Source organism: Paractinoplanes rishiriensis (genome assembly GCF_016862375.1).
GTDB classification, from domain to species: Bacteria; Actinomycetota; Actinomycetes; order Mycobacteriales; family Micromonosporaceae; genus Actinoplanes; species Actinoplanes rishiriensis.
The window spans coordinates 33,143-47,921 of record NZ_BOMV01000113.1 but is presented as its reverse complement, the minus strand read 5'-3'; the positions used below and the strand labels follow the sequence as shown (position 1 = coordinate 47,921).

At 68.2% G+C, this 14,779-nt stretch carries 12 protein-coding genes and 2 pseudogenes; 8 read left to right on the top strand and 6 right to left on the bottom strand.

Features of this window, described 5'->3' with window-relative positions; translation table 11 throughout:
* Positions 1 to 233 (top strand): ATP-binding protein (locus tag Ari01nite_RS46575; RefSeq protein WP_203790830.1); only part of this gene is annotated, 233 nt, incomplete at its 5' end.
* Positions 234 to 240: 7 nt separating this feature from the next.
* Here Ari01nite_RS46575 and Ari01nite_RS51570 read toward each other — a convergent pair.
* Positions 241 to 393, bottom strand: a complete 153-nt coding sequence (locus Ari01nite_RS51570; RefSeq protein WP_203790828.1) for a DM13 domain-containing protein — start codon at positions 391 to 393, stop codon at positions 241 to 243.
* A 269-nt stretch (positions 394 to 662) separates the two neighbouring features.
* On the opposite strand from Ari01nite_RS51570, the gene Ari01nite_RS46565 reads away from it, so the two are divergent.
* On the top strand, positions 663 to 1,070 hold the full coding sequence (locus tag Ari01nite_RS46565; RefSeq protein ID WP_203790826.1) for a DUF6518 family protein: 408 nt from the start codon (positions 663 to 665) through the stop codon (positions 1,068 to 1,070).
* 72 nt (positions 1,071 to 1,142) lie between these two features.
* Here Ari01nite_RS46565 and Ari01nite_RS46560 read toward each other — a convergent pair whose 3' ends face one another.
* Positions 1,143 to 1,889: a helix-turn-helix domain-containing protein gene (locus Ari01nite_RS46560; RefSeq protein ID WP_203790824.1), complete on the bottom strand. Its 747-nt coding sequence runs from the start codon at positions 1,887 to 1,889 to the stop codon at positions 1,143 to 1,145.
* 513 nt (positions 1,890 to 2,402) lie between these two features.
* Between Ari01nite_RS46560 and Ari01nite_RS46555 the strand changes: the two genes are divergently transcribed.
* The 3 genes from Ari01nite_RS46555 to Ari01nite_RS46545 all read left to right on the top strand — a co-directional run bounded on the left by Ari01nite_RS46555 (position 2,403) and on the right by Ari01nite_RS46545 (position 4,439).
* Complete coding sequence (locus tag Ari01nite_RS46555; protein ID WP_203790823.1) at positions 2,403 to 3,125, top strand: hypothetical protein; 723 nt, start codon at positions 2,403 to 2,405, stop codon at positions 3,123 to 3,125.
* Positions 3,126 to 3,639: 514 nt separating this feature from the next.
* The gene (locus Ari01nite_RS46550) at positions 3,640 to 4,284 is read left to right on the top strand and encodes a hypothetical protein (RefSeq protein ID WP_203790822.1); all 645 of its coding nucleotides are present in this window, start codon (positions 3,640 to 3,642) and stop codon (positions 4,282 to 4,284) included.
* Positions 4,281 to 4,439, top strand: coding sequence for a hypothetical protein (locus Ari01nite_RS46545; protein WP_203790821.1), 159 nt, complete (start codon positions 4,281 to 4,283; stop codon positions 4,437 to 4,439). The genes Ari01nite_RS46550 and Ari01nite_RS46545 overlap by 4 nt, the downstream gene beginning before the upstream one ends.
* A 328-nt stretch (positions 4,440 to 4,767) precedes the next feature.
* On the opposite strand, the gene Ari01nite_RS46540 is transcribed toward Ari01nite_RS46545, so the two are convergent.
* On the bottom strand, positions 4,768 to 5,607 hold the full coding sequence (locus Ari01nite_RS46540; protein WP_203790832.1) for an IS5 family transposase: 840 nt from the start codon (positions 5,605 to 5,607) through the stop codon (positions 4,768 to 4,770).
* 249 nt (positions 5,608 to 5,856) lie between these two features.
* Between Ari01nite_RS46540 and Ari01nite_RS46535 the strand changes: the two are divergent.
* From Ari01nite_RS46535 to Ari01nite_RS46525, 3 genes and pseudogenes are all read left to right on the top strand, one after another.
* Positions 5,857 to 6,057, top strand: a pseudogene (locus tag Ari01nite_RS46535) (transposase); the annotation flags it as partial.
* 145 nt (positions 6,058 to 6,202) lie between these two features.
* A complete protein-coding gene (locus tag Ari01nite_RS46530) occupies positions 6,203 to 9,613 on the top strand; it encodes a PAS domain-containing hybrid sensor histidine kinase/response regulator (RefSeq protein WP_203790820.1) in 3,411 nt (1,136 codons plus the stop codon).
* Positions 9,614 to 9,897: 284 nt separating this feature from the next.
* Positions 9,898 to 10,086 carry a hypothetical protein gene (locus Ari01nite_RS46525; protein ID WP_203790819.1) on the top strand — a complete coding sequence of 63 codons (189 nt, stop codon included), beginning with the start codon at positions 9,898 to 9,900 and terminating at the stop codon, positions 10,084 to 10,086.
* Here Ari01nite_RS46525 and Ari01nite_RS46520 read toward each other — a convergent pair.
* The 3 genes and pseudogenes from Ari01nite_RS46520 to Ari01nite_RS46510 form a co-directional block, all read right to left on the bottom strand.
* On the bottom strand, positions 10,083 to 11,282 hold the full coding sequence (locus tag Ari01nite_RS46520) for an IS701 family transposase (RefSeq protein ID WP_203790818.1): 1,200 nt from the start codon (positions 11,280 to 11,282) through the stop codon (positions 10,083 to 10,085). The two genes, Ari01nite_RS46525 and Ari01nite_RS46520, sit on opposite strands and share 4 nt — an antisense overlap.
* A 175-nt stretch (positions 11,283 to 11,457) precedes the next feature.
* Positions 11,458 to 14,139 (bottom strand): cellulose binding domain-containing protein, encoded by a 2,682-nt coding sequence (locus Ari01nite_RS46515; protein WP_203790817.1) that lies wholly within the window; start codon positions 14,137 to 14,139, stop codon positions 11,458 to 11,460.
* 173 nt (positions 14,140 to 14,312) lie between these two features.
* Positions 14,313 to 14,728 (bottom strand): annotated as a pseudogene (locus Ari01nite_RS46510) (IS5 family transposase); the annotation flags it as partial.
* Positions 14,729 to 14,779 lie beyond the last annotated feature (51 nt).

Here is a 14,779-nt window from a genome sequence, read left to right as displayed (position 1 = left end):
CTGTCTCCGACACCTGCGGCGGCATCCAGGACGACGACCTGGCCCGCGTCTTCGACGTGGCCTTCCGCGGCGAACGGGCCCGCACCCCCGACGACCGCCGCACCGGGGCCGGCGGCGGACTCGGCCTGGCCATCGTGCGCGGTCTGGTCGAGGCCCACGGCGGCCGGGTCGGCGTGCGCAACATCGTCGGTGGATGCCGCTTCGAGTTACACCTGCCGGCCGCCCGTCCCTGAACCGGCGTCAGGCCACCGGGCCGAGCCCGGCCGCGCCGAACGACACCGCGAACCGCTTGCACCAGATGGAGACGCTGGTCAACCGGTCGAGGTCGGTGCCGGCCGGGTGGCGTACATCTGACCGCCCCGGTTGCCTTTGAGCCGGCCCAGCTCGAGCCACCGGCCGTCGTCGAAGACGCGCCACCCCTGCCGGCCGCCGAGCACCGGCTGGTCGGACAGCCGGACCCGCAGGTCGGGTTCGGCGTGGACAGACCAACCAGTTCCAGCAGGTGCGACCGTCCACGTTCCGCACCACCGGCGCGGCCCACACCACGGGGCGACGCACAGACGCACGCTCATCGTGGCAGATCGCCTACTGTTGCCGGATGTGGCGGGCTCGGAGGATGGCGATTGTTCTGGCCGTCGGGGTGGCGTTGGGGGTGCGCCGCTGTGGTCAACAATGTGCCCGTCTTCCTCGGCGAGGTGGGTGAGGCCCGCGGGGACCGCAGCGCTTGGTCACAGACCGCAGAGTTCGTCAGTCTGATCCTCGACTCCGGTTGGGCTTGGGCGGCGGCGGCAGTCGGTGCGGGGTGGATCGCGAGCGATGACCAGCGGCGGATGAGGCGACTCTTCCCAGCGGCGCTGGCCGGGTGTGTCGTGCTTCTCGTGGCCACCACGGCCTACGAAAGTCTGAAGGCATGGTTCGGTGGCGACGTCATGCTGAGCAGCGTGCGAGTCTATTGGCTGATCGCAAGCATGATCCTGGGACCGCCTCTGGGGGCGGTGGGTGCCGTCATCCGGCAGCCGGGACTGGCAGGTACTTGCGCGGCCCTCGTCGTGCCCCTGGGGGCGGCTTGAACATGGTGGTTGTGCCGCCGCCGGCGGAGAGCCCCGTGGCTTGGGCTGTGAAGGTGACGGTTTCGGGTGGCGTTATGCCACACGTCTTCGCGGCACGAACGACAGCTCACCGTCGCCGATCGCCCGCTGCAGACGCTTTTCTGCCCGAGCCCGCCAGTCCGACGCGGTCTGCGGCGAGATGCCGAGCTCGGCGGCGACTCGGGCCAGGGTGTAGTCGTCCAGCCGGGTGGCGGCGATGAGCCGGGCCTCCTCGCGGTCGATGACCGCGGTTGCCACGGCCCGCGCCAACACGAGATCGGGGTGATCCCACGGCCGGATCGGCAGCAGCGAGCCGGACTCGCCGCTGCGGATCAACATGGTGTCGGACTCGGCGTCGCGGATCTTCCGTGCGGCGCGGACACCGGCGTCGATGAGCCGGCCGCAGACCCGCGGCTCGCCGAGGTCGACCGTCGCCAAGCGCTCCATGAATCCGACCAGCAGTTCGGCGTCCAGGTCGTGTGTGTCGCCATGCCAGCCCGCGGCCAGCAGACCGGCTTGCCGGCGCAGCCCCGGCATGGCCATCCCGACCGCGGCGACGCGCCAGGCCGGGCCGTCGCGGCGGGCGCGGACGACGAGCTCGCGCCAGACCGCGTCGCGGACCTGATGGCCGGTACCGGTCGCGAGCAGCGCTGTGCGCAGCTCGTCGAGGGGCAGAATGCGGTCGGGCAGTCCCTCGAAGCCGCGTGCGTCGAACGGCACGTGGGTCGGCGCCTCGGACAGCATGGTGAATGCCTTCTCCGCCGCGTCCAGCGGCGTCGACGGCCAGGAAGAGGTAGCCACTGCAGAGCTCCCGAATAGGGTGGTGCACCGAGGAAGTTCGGCGCGGGGACCGCTATTCAGGCAGGTCAGCCCAACACTGGCCGGGGACGCCGACCGGGCCGCGGTGCTGTTGGCCGTGGTCACGGCCACCCAACGCCACCCCGGCATGACCGGCCGCGTCAGCTGCTGCCGGCAGCCGTCGGCCAACAGTCGAGGTCAGCGCGCTGTTGGGCCGCGTTGGCCGAAGATCTCGCCGACCATCCGCGGATCCCGCCGCCCCGCAGCACCGGTACGGACGCCCGGGTGCTGCTACCAGCCGTCAGGGTTTCGGCGTGTTGAGGGCTAGACCCGCGGGGCCGCTGTTGGGTGGATGTCCACCCAACAGGGCCCGGACTGTTGGGCACGGTACGCCAGCAACGCTGACCTGTTAGGTGGCTGTTGAGTAGTGCGACGTACATCAGCGCCGCGTACTTGCCATTCACGACGCCTTAGTTGATTGCGAACACGGCTCGTCGGCACGGGAGCAACCCGCCTATGGCTGCCCACGATCCCAACCTGCCCACCACTTCAACCGGCCCGAGCGCGCCGCGGCGAAGTGCTGTCACCCGTGACATCCGCGACGGCCGCGACACGGCGGCGGTCATTGTTTGGCGGACCGCCCTGGACGACACCGGCGCAACAGGTGACCTCGTCGCCGGTGACAGCCCGCTGACGCCGCGACTGGCGCACAACCTTGTCGCGATCTACAGCGATGTCCACAGCACCGTGGTCGACCTTGACGCCGACGACGCCCTGCGGCACGCCGCCGAAACCACCGGCCGCCGCTACCTGGCCGTCACCGACCTCGCCGACCTACCAGCGGCGCCCGCGTCACGCGCAGCAGCCACGCTCGTCGTGCTGCGCTGGCCCCGGCCGACCGGCAACCCGAGGCAGGCCGACAACCTGCTCAGCGCCTGCCAGCGGCACCTTGCGGCGGACGGCAGTGTCATCGTCGCCATCACCGCCGCCGCCAACAGCGAGTCCGGTATGAGGTACGCCGAGCACGAGCAGGTCCTGCTGCCTGCCGCGCAGGCCGCCGGCCTCCGCCACCTGCACGACATCGTGCCGCTGCCCGCAACCGACGGCCGCGACACCTTCACCTACACGACAGCCCGCGACGACTCAACGGTGTCAAACCACGGCAACCACGCCGACACCCCGCGTCAAACCACCAGCACCACATTGGTGATCTTCGGCCATCCGGACCGGAAACCGTGACACCCCCCACCGGACGCGACAACCATCCTGACACCCGGCGTCAGAACGAGCGGCGGCGCCGTGTCACCCGCGACACCACACCAGGCCACCGCGACAAAGACCTGTCGCCTCACGACAGAGCCGACAGGCCGAGCCCGTCAGCAAATGAGTCAAGTTACGCTGCCGCGCCGCCGGCGACCGCGCCGCTGCAGCGCACCGACTGGACGCCCGGCAGCAACCAACTCGTGCACCTCACGCTGACCCGGCCCGACACCACACCGATGACTCCCGAACAGCGCAAAGACACCGTCTCTCTCCTCACCGCAATGATCTTGGACCATCTCCGCCAGCTCCGCGGCGCTGCGCCCCGCCCGCCGATCCGTCAGCTGACTGACTCAGCCACCACAGGCCGCCGGGTTCTCCGCCCGGCGGCCCCGCCCGAAGGAGAACGTCATGCGACACCGCCACCCCATCCCGGGCGCCCACGCGTCGCCACCTACATCCGCGTCTCCCCGAGACAACGGACGACCAGTCGATGCAGGAGCAGGCCGAGCGCGTACGCGCCGTCGCCGAATCCCTCGGATGGGAACCCGTCGGGTCGGCGCGTGTGACAGCGCGCTATCCCGAATCTGTTGGGGTCCTGTTGGGCGAAGCAATTCGGCTAACAGCGGCGAAGAACCCAACAGCCACGCTTGGTGGGCATGACGTCCAAGAACCCGGAAAGATCCAAGGAGCCAGTGGATCAAATGACGCCGCACCTGACCCGACCGAACCTGCGGCATCGATCACCTGCGAAGTCGCGCTGATCGGTGGCGAATGGGTCATCGCCTCTATCAGGGAGACCGGCATCGAGCAACACCCGCGAGTAACGCTCGCGGATCTCAGCGGTGATGCCGCCCGCGAGGCGGTCCTTGACGCGATTCACGAGTCTCGGGCAGCCGGTAACGCCAACCCGCGCATCTACCTGACGGTTCCGCTGACCAGCCCCGCGGCAATGAGTGACCGTCGCGGCGCAGAGACGGACCCTCCAGACGGCGAGCCGGATTTCGTTCACCGCCCTGCGTCGCAGGTCGTCGAAAGCCATGACCATGAGCCCTTGCCCGCAGCAATTGAGTCAAACTACCGTCTTTCGGCCATGAGCTGCAGGCCACTACCGGCAAAGCGGTCGGGGCGCGCATGAATGACGAAGCTCTAGGCATCTACCTGATCACCCCGGACGACGGCAAGCTGCGGGTGAAGATGGTCCAGCTGACGCAGCCGCTGTTCGGCAGGTTCGCCGCGTTCGGCCTCGAGCACCTGATCCTCGACCCATGGATCCGCCCCGCCGGCCCGTAGTTCGTCATCTGCGCGGTTGGGGGTCTGTGCTTTGCCAGAGAAGTTTGTCCGCGCCGAAGAAGGACGTGTGACGTCGGTTCCTGCCTGTGAACACTGTCCGTCGAGGCGCGCCAGACGCGTCAAGCGTGCGCATCGAACGTGCCACAGGCTTACTCCGAGTAACATGCCGACCGTTCAGCTGGCGTCCGGACATGCAGCGAGAGGAGTGCATTCGATCATGCCGGAAGGCCGAAGCTAAGAGCAGCGTCCACCGCCAGGACGGGAGGCGTCACCAGCGCCGTTCCTTCTGTGCCGGCACTCAGAGGGCGTTCGATTTGTTCTTGATCTACTAGTATGTTCCTCGCCAGGTAGGGGTGGATTCGTCCGTTATTCGGCGGCTGATGTTGTCGATCATCGCGATGTGGATCATTGCCTCGGAGCTGGTCGGCAGGGTCTCGTAGTCGCGGACCAGTCGGCGGTGCAGCATCAGCCAGCCCAGGGTTCTTTCGACGACCCAGCGCCGTTTGACTACGTGGAAGCCTCGGGTTTCGGTGTTTCGTGGCACGATCTCGGCGTCGATACCGAGGGTAGCGGCGTGTTCGACGAACTGGTTCTTGAAGCCTGCGTCCACCCAGGTCTTGGTGATGGATGGGTGTGATGCCTTGACCTGGTCCAGGGCTTGAATGCCGGCGCGGTTCTCGGTCACGGACGCGGCCATGACGATGACGGCCAGCAGGAGCCCCAAGGCGTCTGTGACGACGCTGCGTTTACGGCCGACGATCTTCTTGGCTGCGTCGGTTCCCTGGGTGGCGATTGGCGGGTTCGTGGAGGTCTTAACGCTCTGTGTATCAATGACCGCGGCGGTGGGCTGCGGGTCGCGGCCGGCCTTCACTCGGGCCAGAGTGGTCAGGTCCAGGTTGAGCTGGGCGAAGATGCCTTCGTCGCGCCAGGCCGCATAGTAGTAGTAGACCGTGGTGTGTGGCGGAAAGTCATGGGGAAGGTATTTCCAGGCGATCCCGGTCCGGTTGACGTAGAAAATGGCGTTGAGTACCTCCCGGACGTCGGTGCGGGCCGGCTCGCCGGTCGGTCGCCGGTCGATGCGGGCTTGTTGCCAGGCGAGCAGGGTCGGTGCGATCAGGGCCCAGCGGGCGTCGGAGATGTCGCTGGGGTAGGCGCGGCGAGCAGTCACCACGAAGATCTACTCTGGACAAAGCCGAGCGGCTCGCAGCAGGCCCTAACGGCGATTCCAGGGTATCTCTACCTCAGACGGAATTCCGGGCGTATCTATTTACGAAACGGACGACAGCTTATTGTCCTACCCGTCTCTTGTGTCCGTTTGGAGATCGTTCCGGAGGTTCGCTGTAGATCGTGATCACTCGATGACGTGAAAGGCGAATCTCGGTCACGCCCGGCTGTGTAGCAGCGGCGTTGGCTGGTCATGGGTGATCGGAAGCCGTATCCGAGCGACGTGACGGACGCGCAGTGGGCGTTGATCGGGCCGTTTCTGGACGCGTGGCGATCGAGGCGTGTCTCGGTTGCGGGCCGTCAGGGTGAGCAGGATCTGCGCGAGGTCGTGAACGCGATCCTCTATCAGGGCCGGACCGGCTGTCAGTGGGCGTATCTGCCGCATGACCTGCCGCGGCGGTGCAGCGCCCTGATTCGGTCGCGAGAGCGGGGTTCAACGGTGCGGTGGATTCGGCATGAATGCTCCCAACCCGGTCTACCGTAGGCGTGGGGTCTCGCCGGTGAGGGCGACCTCTTCCGGGGGTGAGGCGGTCGAGATGGTGACGCAGCGTTCATTCGGGGACAGCGGGCTGCTGGAGGCGGCGCCGGACGCGATCGTGGCGGTGACCGCGGATGGGTTGATCGGGTTGGTCAACGCCCAGGCGGAACGGCTGTTCGGATACGACCGTGCGGAGTTGCTGGGCCAGCCGATCGAATTGTTGGTACCTGAGGATGCCCGCGACGTACATCCGAGCCACCGGCGACGGTACTCGGCGGATGCGCATCCACGGCCGATGGGCGCCGGAATGCACCTGGCGGGCCGGCGCAAGGACGGCAGCCGGTTCCCGGCGGAGATATCCCTGTCACCGATCGACACCGAGCAGGGACCGTTGGTGGCCGCCGCAGTCCGCGACGTCAGCGACCGGATCCGGGCCGAGGCGAAATTCCGTGGCCTGCTCGAGGCCGCACCCGACGCGATCGTGGGGGCCACCTCGGACGGCACCATCGCCCTGGTCAACGCGCAGACCGAACGGCTGTTCGGGTACGGCCGGGACGAGCTTATCGGCCGACCGGTGGAGATCCTGATCCCGGAGTACGCCCGCGACGCCCATCCGGGCTACCGCGACGGGTATCTGCATGATCCGGCGCCGCGGCCGATGGGCGCCGGGATGCAACTGGCGGGCCGGCGCAAGGACGGCAGCCGGTTCCCGGCGGAGATCTCGCTGTCCTCGATCGACACCGAAGACGGGTTGCTGGTGTCCGCAGCGGTACGCGACGTCAGCGACCGGATCCGAGCCGAGGCGAAATTCCGCGGCCTGCTCGAGGCCGCCCCCGACGCAATCATCGGGGTCACCCGGGACGGCACCATCGCCCTGGCCAACGCTCAGACCGAACGGCTGTTCGGGTACAGCCGGAACGAGCTGATCGGCCAACCGATCGAGATCCTCGTCCCAGACCGGGTCCGTTCGGTGCATCCGGAGCATCGCCGGCAATACTTCGCCCAGCCGCAGCCCCGGCCGATGGGCGCCGGGCTGGAACTGTCAGCCCGACGCAAGGACGGCACCGAATTCTGGTGCGAGATCTCGCTGTCCTCGATCGAGACCGAGGAAGGCACGCTGGTGTCGGCCGCAGTCCGCGACATCACCGAACGGCGACGGGCCGCCGAGGCCCAGAACCGCCTCGCCACGATCGTGCAGTCCTCGCACGACGCGATCATGGGCAAGACCCTGGACGGCGTGATCACCAGCTGGAACCCGGGTGCGGAACGCCTGTACGGCTACACCGCGGACGAGATGATCGGCCGCAACGCCGAAGAACTCTTCCCGGCCGCGCGGCGGGCCAGCGAAGCCGGCATCCTCGCCCGCATCGGTCGCGGGGAGCGGGTCGAGCAGTACCAGACCGAACGGGTCCGCAAAGACGGCAGCACGGTCACGGTGTCGCTGAGCATGTCCCCGATCACCGACGCCGCCGGGACGATCATCGGCGTGGCGTCGGTATCGCGCGACATCAGCGAACGGCAACGCGCCGAGGCGAAGTTCCTCAGCCTGCTCGAAGCCGCCCCGGACGCGATCGTCGGGGTCGCCCCAGACGGCACCATCGCCCTGGTCAACGCACAGGTGGAACAGTTGTTCGGCTACCAGCGTGACCAGCTGCTCGGCCAGCCGGTGGAGATCCTGGTCCCGGAATACGCCCGGGACCGGCACCCCGGCTACCGCCGGGGGTATCTGACCGACCCCGCGCCGCGCCCGATGGGCGCCGGCATGCAACTGGCCGGGCGGCGCCGGGACGGCAGTCATTTCCCGGCCGAGATCTCCCTGTCGTCCATCCAGACCGACGACGGGATCCTCGTATCGGCCGCGATCCGCGACGTCACCGAGCGCACCCGGGCCGAGGCGAAATTCCGCGGCCTACTCGAGGCCGCCCCCGACGCGATCGTCGGCGTCGCCGCCGACGGCCAGATCACCCTTGTCAACGCCCAAGCCGAACGCCTGTTCGGCTACCACCGCGACGAACTGCTCGGCCAACCGATCGAAATCCTCGTCCCCGACCGGGTCCGACGCGTGCACCCCGCCCACCGCACCGACTACTTCCGTCACCCACAACCGCGGCCCATGGGCGCCGGCACGCAACTGGCCGCCCGGCGCAAGGACGGCACCGAATTCCCCGCCGAGATCAGCCTGTCCGCCCTCGACACCGAGGACGGTCCGATCGTGTCCGCCGCGATCCGCGACGTCACCGACCGCATCGAGGCCCAAGCCGAACGGGAACGACTCAAGGCCGCCGCCGAACGCGAACGCCTCGAAGCCCAGCTGCACCAGGCGCAACGGCTGGAAAGCCTCGGCCAACTCGCCGGCGGCGTCGCCCACGACTTCAACAACCTGCTCGCCGTCATGCTCAACTACACCACCTTCGTCGCCGAGGAGATCGCCGACGCCGCCGACCGCGAAGGCGGACGTTGGCCACAGGTGAGCCACGACATCCGCCAAATCCAGCGAGCCGGCGAACGCGCCACCGAACTGACCCACCAACTGCTCGCGTTCGGCCGCCGCGAAGTCGTCCGACCACAGGTACTCAACCTCAACACCGTCGTCGCCGAAATCGAAGCCCTGCTCCAGCGCACCCTCGGCGAACACATCCAACTGCACACCACCCCCGACCCCCACCTGTGGCCCGTGCTCGCCGACCCGGGCCAGCTCGAACAGGTCCTGGTCAACCTCGCCGTCAACGCCCGCGACGCGATGCCCGACGGCGGCACCCTAAGCATCGACACCACCAACCTCACCATCGCCGACACCACCACCGCACCGCCGGGCCTGCGCACCGGGCGGTACGTCAAGCTCCGCGTCGCCGACACCGGCACCGGCATCGCCCCCGACGTCGCCGAACGCGTCTTCGAACCCTTCTTCACCACCAAACCCAAAGGCGAAGGCACCGGGCTCGGCCTGGCCACCGTCTACGGCATCATCACCCAAGCCGGCGGCCACGCCGACATCCGATCCTGTCCCGACGCCGGAACGGCATTCACCGCCTACCTCCCCGCCACCGACCAACAACCCGAACAGGTCGAACAACCCACCGCCCCCGCACCGCGCAGCCACAGCGGCGAAACCGTCCTCGTCGTCGAGGACGAAGAAGCCCTACGAGAAGTCACCCGCCGCATCCTCAGCCGCAACGGCTACCACGTCCTGACCGCCCACAACGGACCCGAAGCCCTCAAAATCGCCGAACAATGCACCCACGACATCCACCTGCTGCTCACCGACGTGATCATGCCCCACATGCTCGGCAAAGAACTCGCCACCAAAATCCGTGACCTCTCCCCCCACACCCGAGTGCTGTACATGTCCGGCTACGCCCAACCCGTCCTCGCCTCCCAAGGCACCCTCGACCCTGGCGTCATCCTCGTCGAGAAACCCTTCTCCGAAACAACCCTCCTCGACCGCATCCGAACCGTCCTCGACCCGCCGTGATCAAAAGCCGTCGACTACGGATGGCTCACCAGCGCTGAGCCACCGCAAGCCCGGTAAACGCCCAACCGAGCCATGCGGTACTGACGTGCTGGCGACCTTGGCCCACGTGCTGGACGTGCGCGCTTTCGGGTGTTGACCGCCGGTGATGCGGCCGTGGCCATGGCGATCTGCGTTGCTGGTGACCGGACCGGTAGGCCTGTTGTCGGCAATGGATCTGCTAGGTGTCGCGGTCTTCCTGGCCTTCGTCCCGCCATCGGAAGCGACATTCAGCCGGGTCGAGCCAGATGATCTCGCGCTGCGCCGCGCGCTGCTCGCCCCTACGGCTGGGTGCCGGAGGGGCGCTGATCACGCTCGCCTTCGCCGAAAAACCAGCCAATCCAGCCCTCGCCCGGGAAACCGTCCGGCTGTTCCCCGACGTGGACGTGTTCCGCCTGATCGGCGTCACGAAGCCCGGACGGCGCGTAGTGCTTTAGGCCAGCTGGGGTATCCGGCTGATGGTCCTTCGGATGGGCCCCCTCTCTGCGGAGTCGTCGCCTGACGGATCCGCAGCCGTGGTGTGCACGTCGTCGGTGGATGGTGGGTCGAACCAGGTGTCCCAGCAGAACGAGAACGCGCAGTTGACGAGGGTTTGGTGGCGGCGGATCGCGATGGCGGAGCGCACTTGGAAGTCGGCCCAGCCCAGTTCGTCTTTGACCTGTTTGTAGCTTTGCTCGATCCAATGCCGGATGCCGTAGAGCCGCACGACCTCGGTCAGATCCGCCGCCTCGTGGGCTGCGTCCGGGGCGTCGTAGGGGCCGCCGGGGCGAGGCAGGTTGGTGGCCAGGTACCAGGTTCCCTTGTCCGGCAATGTGTGCGGGTCGGTGGTGGCGATGACCAGACGGGTGTGTCCGTCGGGTCCCCACCAGCCCAGCCGGGCGTCGGTGGCCCACCAGGTTTCGGTGTGCCCGTCTCGGAACCGGCGCACGACCGGCTGCCAGCCGCCCGGATCGTCGGGGCCGCCCCAGGGCACGAGCCGGGCGGCGTCTTTCGGCGTGTAAGCGTCGGCGCCGTACTGCCACGTGCCGCGCGACGGCTTGAGAGCCATGACGAACCCCAGCCCGCTGCGGCTCAGTAGTCCCCGTAGCGGGTCGTGGTCGCCGTAGAAGCTGTCCGCCACCACCGCCCGGCAGACCACCCCGGCAGCCTGGGCCTTGCCGATCAGGTCGGCGGCGATCTGCAGCTTGGTCCGGAACCCGGGATCGGCCTGCTTCTTCGCGAAGTGCGAGGCCGGGGTGTAGGGCTCGGCGTGCAGCGGATAGTAGACACGCTCGTCGGCCCACACCGTGGTCACGGTGACGATGCCGTTGTCGGTCTTGCCGTAACGGCCCAGCCACTGCCGGCCGACGTGCGCTGTCGCGGTGCCGTCCTTGCGGTCGCCCGAATCGTCGATCGCGAGCACGCCACGAGCGTGCGGCGCGGTCGCCGGATCGTTAACCAGCAACTCGAGCCGCCGCCGGTTGACCTGGTCGGGATCCCACGTGGACTGCGACAAGAAGTACTGCAACCGTTGCACCGCAGCGTGTTGCGCCCCGATGACCGGCTCGGACCCGGCCAGCCCGGTCAACGTCTTGTTCCGGTCCCGCGGCGCCAGCAGCCCGGTCAGATAGTGTTGTCGGAGTTCGCCCTGCACGACTGGGATGTGCGGGCGGTGGCCCAGCCCGGCGTCAGCGCCCGCAGCGAGGTCTCGACCATGTCGAACTCCCGCGCGTTCGCGGGGCCGTCACGCGGAGCGAGGGCGCCCTCCCGCACGCCGGGAGGGCGCCCTCGCTATCCGCCTGGGCTGGGTCGGCGTCCCAGCCCAGGCGTCACAACGGCGTGCGGGCGCAGCTGACCGTGGGTGGGTTGTTGATTCCGTTCCAGTTGCCGAGGAACCCGAAGGTCGCTGTCTGGCCGGGTGACAGTGCGCCGTTCCAGCCCTCGTTGACCACGGTGTACGGACTGCTGCCGGGGATCGCGGTCCGGCCGCCCCAGATCTGCGACAGGATCTGGCCGTTGGCGAAGGTCATGGTCACCGTCCAGCCCGTGGTGCCGGTCGTTGCGGCGTTGGCGACCCGGACCTCGCCCTGGAAGCCGCCGCTACCGGTGCCCCACTGGCCGATCCGCAGAAACGTGGCTGAGCAGCCATCGGCGCCCGTCGGCGGCGGCGAGGTCGTCGGCGGCGGTACGGACGGCGGGGTAGGCGGTTGAGACGTGGCGGTCGTCGGCGGACGCGACGTTGGGGTGCTCGTCGGCGGACCGGTGGGATCGGCCACGAGGACGCCGCGCCCGTCGGTGCCGAGATACACCCGGCCGTAGACGCTCGGGTCGCCGGTGATGGCCTGGCCGGCGTTGCCGTACTGGTGCTGGTCGTCGTTGATCCGCACCCAGCTGATCCCCGCGTCGTCGGACCGGTGCACGCCCCGGACTCCGTCGATCGTGGCCATCGTGTACAGCGCCTGGTTGGTGCGGCCGGGAGCGGGCGCGCCGAATCCGACGCTCACCGCGCTCGAGCTCGCCGCGATCTTGCTGAACGTCGAGCCGGAGTTGGTCGAGTGGTAAAGGCCTGTGTCGCTGGCGAGCCAGATGTCGCCCTCGACGCCGGGCATCGTCTTGAACTGGCCGGTCGAGCCGAGGTCGGTCGCGGCTGCGGTGAAGCTCTGTCCGCGGTCGGTGCTGACGTAGAACGTGCCGCCCGAGAGCCCGTAGAACGTGTTGGGGTTGACCCGGTCGGCCTCGATGCGGGCCTGGTTGGGCAGGCCGCTGGATGGGCTGAACGAGCCGCCGACGCTGGTGGAGAAGAACACGCCGGCGTTCTCGCTGCTCCACACGACGCGGCTGGCGTTGGCGTTGATGGCCACGTGGCCGCGCTGGGCGCCGTCGGGCACGCTGCCGGTGAACCAGTTCGCTCCAGCGTCGGTGGAGTATGCGATGTTCGCCGAGTTGGTGCGGTCGGTCTGGCCGACGCGGACCATCCACATCGGGTTGTTCTCGGCGTAGTCGAGGCTGGTGACCGCGGACATGAACGGCGTGTACATCAGGGCCGGGACGGCGTCGAGGTTCGTGTGCCGGAACCCGCCGATGTCGAGCAGGCCGGAGAACAGCGGCCCGCTCGGGTGGCTCACCAGATCGGTGACGACGCTGGACTCCATGGCTCGCACCATCGGTGTGAGGTTGACCGTGCCGCCGGTGTCCAGTGCTGTCAGGTTCGTCGTGCCGTAGACGGAGGCGCCGCCGTACATCATCCGGTCGGAGTTGAACGGGTCGATCTCCAGCGCCTCGGTCATCCAGCCGAGCTTGGGCGCCTGCTCCGGCGGCGAGGGTTGGGCGGCGTACGTCAGCCACGGCACCGAGCTGATGTCGAGGTTGTAGTGGTTGGTGCGGTTCCCGTTCGTGTAGTCCCAGAAGGGCCGCCACGTCGCGCCGGCGTCGGTGCTGCGGAAGATGAACGTGTCCGGCCACCATGAGCTGTAGCCGGTGACCATGACGGTGTCAGGGGCCTGCTTGTCGATGGACAGGCCGGAGAAGCCGTACCAGTTGTCGCCGCCACCCGGCGTGGGCGGGGTGATGTTCGTCCAGGTGCCGGTGGAGATCTGGTACTTAGAGACCGCACCGGTGCCGCCGTCGTATGGGCCGCCCTTGTCGCTGGTCGCGATGTACAGCGCGCCGGCGGCGACCTCGCCCTGGTGGGCGAACGCGCCGGTCGGCTGGCCGGCGACCCGCTCCCATGTGGACCCGCCGTCGATGGAGCGGTACACGGTGTTCTGCAGGTCCGCCACGCCCACGTAGATGCCGGGCGTCGTGCTTCCCGAGGTCCCGCTGGCCTTGTCGAACGCGACCCACACCACGCCCTGGTTGAACGTCAGGTACTCGTTGGGGTCGGCCGGATCCTGCACGTAGTTGCCCGCGTTGGGGAAGTTCGTCACCCGCGACCAGGTCACGCCTGCGTCGGTGCTGCGCCACAGGCCCTGACCGGCCTCGGCGCCGAAGTACAGCACATTGTTGTTGTTCGGGTCCACCGCCAGGCGTTCGCCCATGCCTCTGCCGGGCATGTTGCCGCCCACCTTGAACGGCAGCTCGGTGACCTGCCACGTATTGCCCCGGTCGGCGGAGCGCAATATCGCGCCGTTGTTGGGGTCCCAGCTGTTGAGGTACATCCCCACAGCGGCGTACACCCGGGCCGGACTGACCGGGTCGCTGGCCAGGCTCAGCACGCCGTTCCAACCCCAGCGGTCCCAACCCACCCAGTCCAGCATGGGCGTCCAGGAACTCGTGCTCTGGTTCCACCGGTACGCGCCGCCGACGTCGGTGCGCGCGTAGATGAGGTTCCGCTCGGTCGGGTTGAAGACGATGCCGGAGACGAATCCGCCCGCGTCGAGGCGGACGTTCCTCCAGGAATACGGCACGGACGGGGCGGCGCTGGCGCTGGCGCTCGGGACGTTCACCGTGACCAGAGCGACCGCCGCCGCGCCCGCAGCCAGCGCGACGGACAGCGCGAGCTTCTTGCGCATGTGGCGGGGTCCTTCCTCGGAACGAGCGGGTCCGTCTCGATGGAACGGCCCTGAAGCGGCGCCATCCATAGGCATCACTGGAAGTGCCGCCCAATATCCTTAGTTAGGCTAGTTACGAAAGTCAATACGCGGTTGCGGCCGTCTAGGGCTTAACTGACGGATCATGGGGATCGGTGCACCTTCGTGGTCAGTCCCCCGCGGGAGCGACCCAGACCTTGACGTGCCTGCGAATCCTTACTGCTGAGCCCCCTTTACGCGCCCCAGCAGCGTGCTGGTGAGCACGCACGATCGTCGAGTCAGCCTGTGCGTCCCAGTCGATGTCGTCCTCGGCCTGGGCCAACGCGATGACCTGAGCCCTGATCCGAGCCCAGGTACCGTCCTGCGCCCATTTCCGGAACCGGTCGTACGCGGTCTGGTACGGCCCATACCGTGCGGGCATGTCCGCCCACGGGGCACCGGTCCGTTTCACCCAGCAGATCCCGTTGATGACCTGCCGGTGATCACGCCACCGACCACCCCGTTTGCCGTACCCGGGCAGCAACGGCTCCAAGATCGCCCACTCGCGATCCGTCAGATCGAAACGCGCCATACCCGTTTCAACGACCGACATCCACGATCCGCCAGTCACGGCCTAGAGGCA

Coding starts and splice junctions, on each gene's coding strand:
- Ari01nite_RS46515 (WP_203790817.1), bottom strand. CDS start 14,139: ATGCGCAAGAAGCTCGCGCTGTCCGTCGCGCTGGCTGCGGGCGCGGCG.
- Ari01nite_RS46555 (WP_203790823.1), top strand. CDS start 2,403: ATGGCTGCCCACGATCCCAACCTGCCCACCACTTCAACCGGCCCGAGC.
- Ari01nite_RS46550 (WP_203790822.1), top strand. CDS start 3,640: ATGCAGGAGCAGGCCGAGCGCGTACGCGCCGTCGCCGAATCCCTCGGA.
- Ari01nite_RS46525 (WP_203790819.1), top strand. CDS start 9,898: ATGATCTCGCGCTGCGCCGCGCGCTGCTCGCCCCTACGGCTGGGTGCC.
- Ari01nite_RS46545 (WP_203790821.1), top strand. CDS start 4,281: ATGAATGACGAAGCTCTAGGCATCTACCTGATCACCCCGGACGACGGC.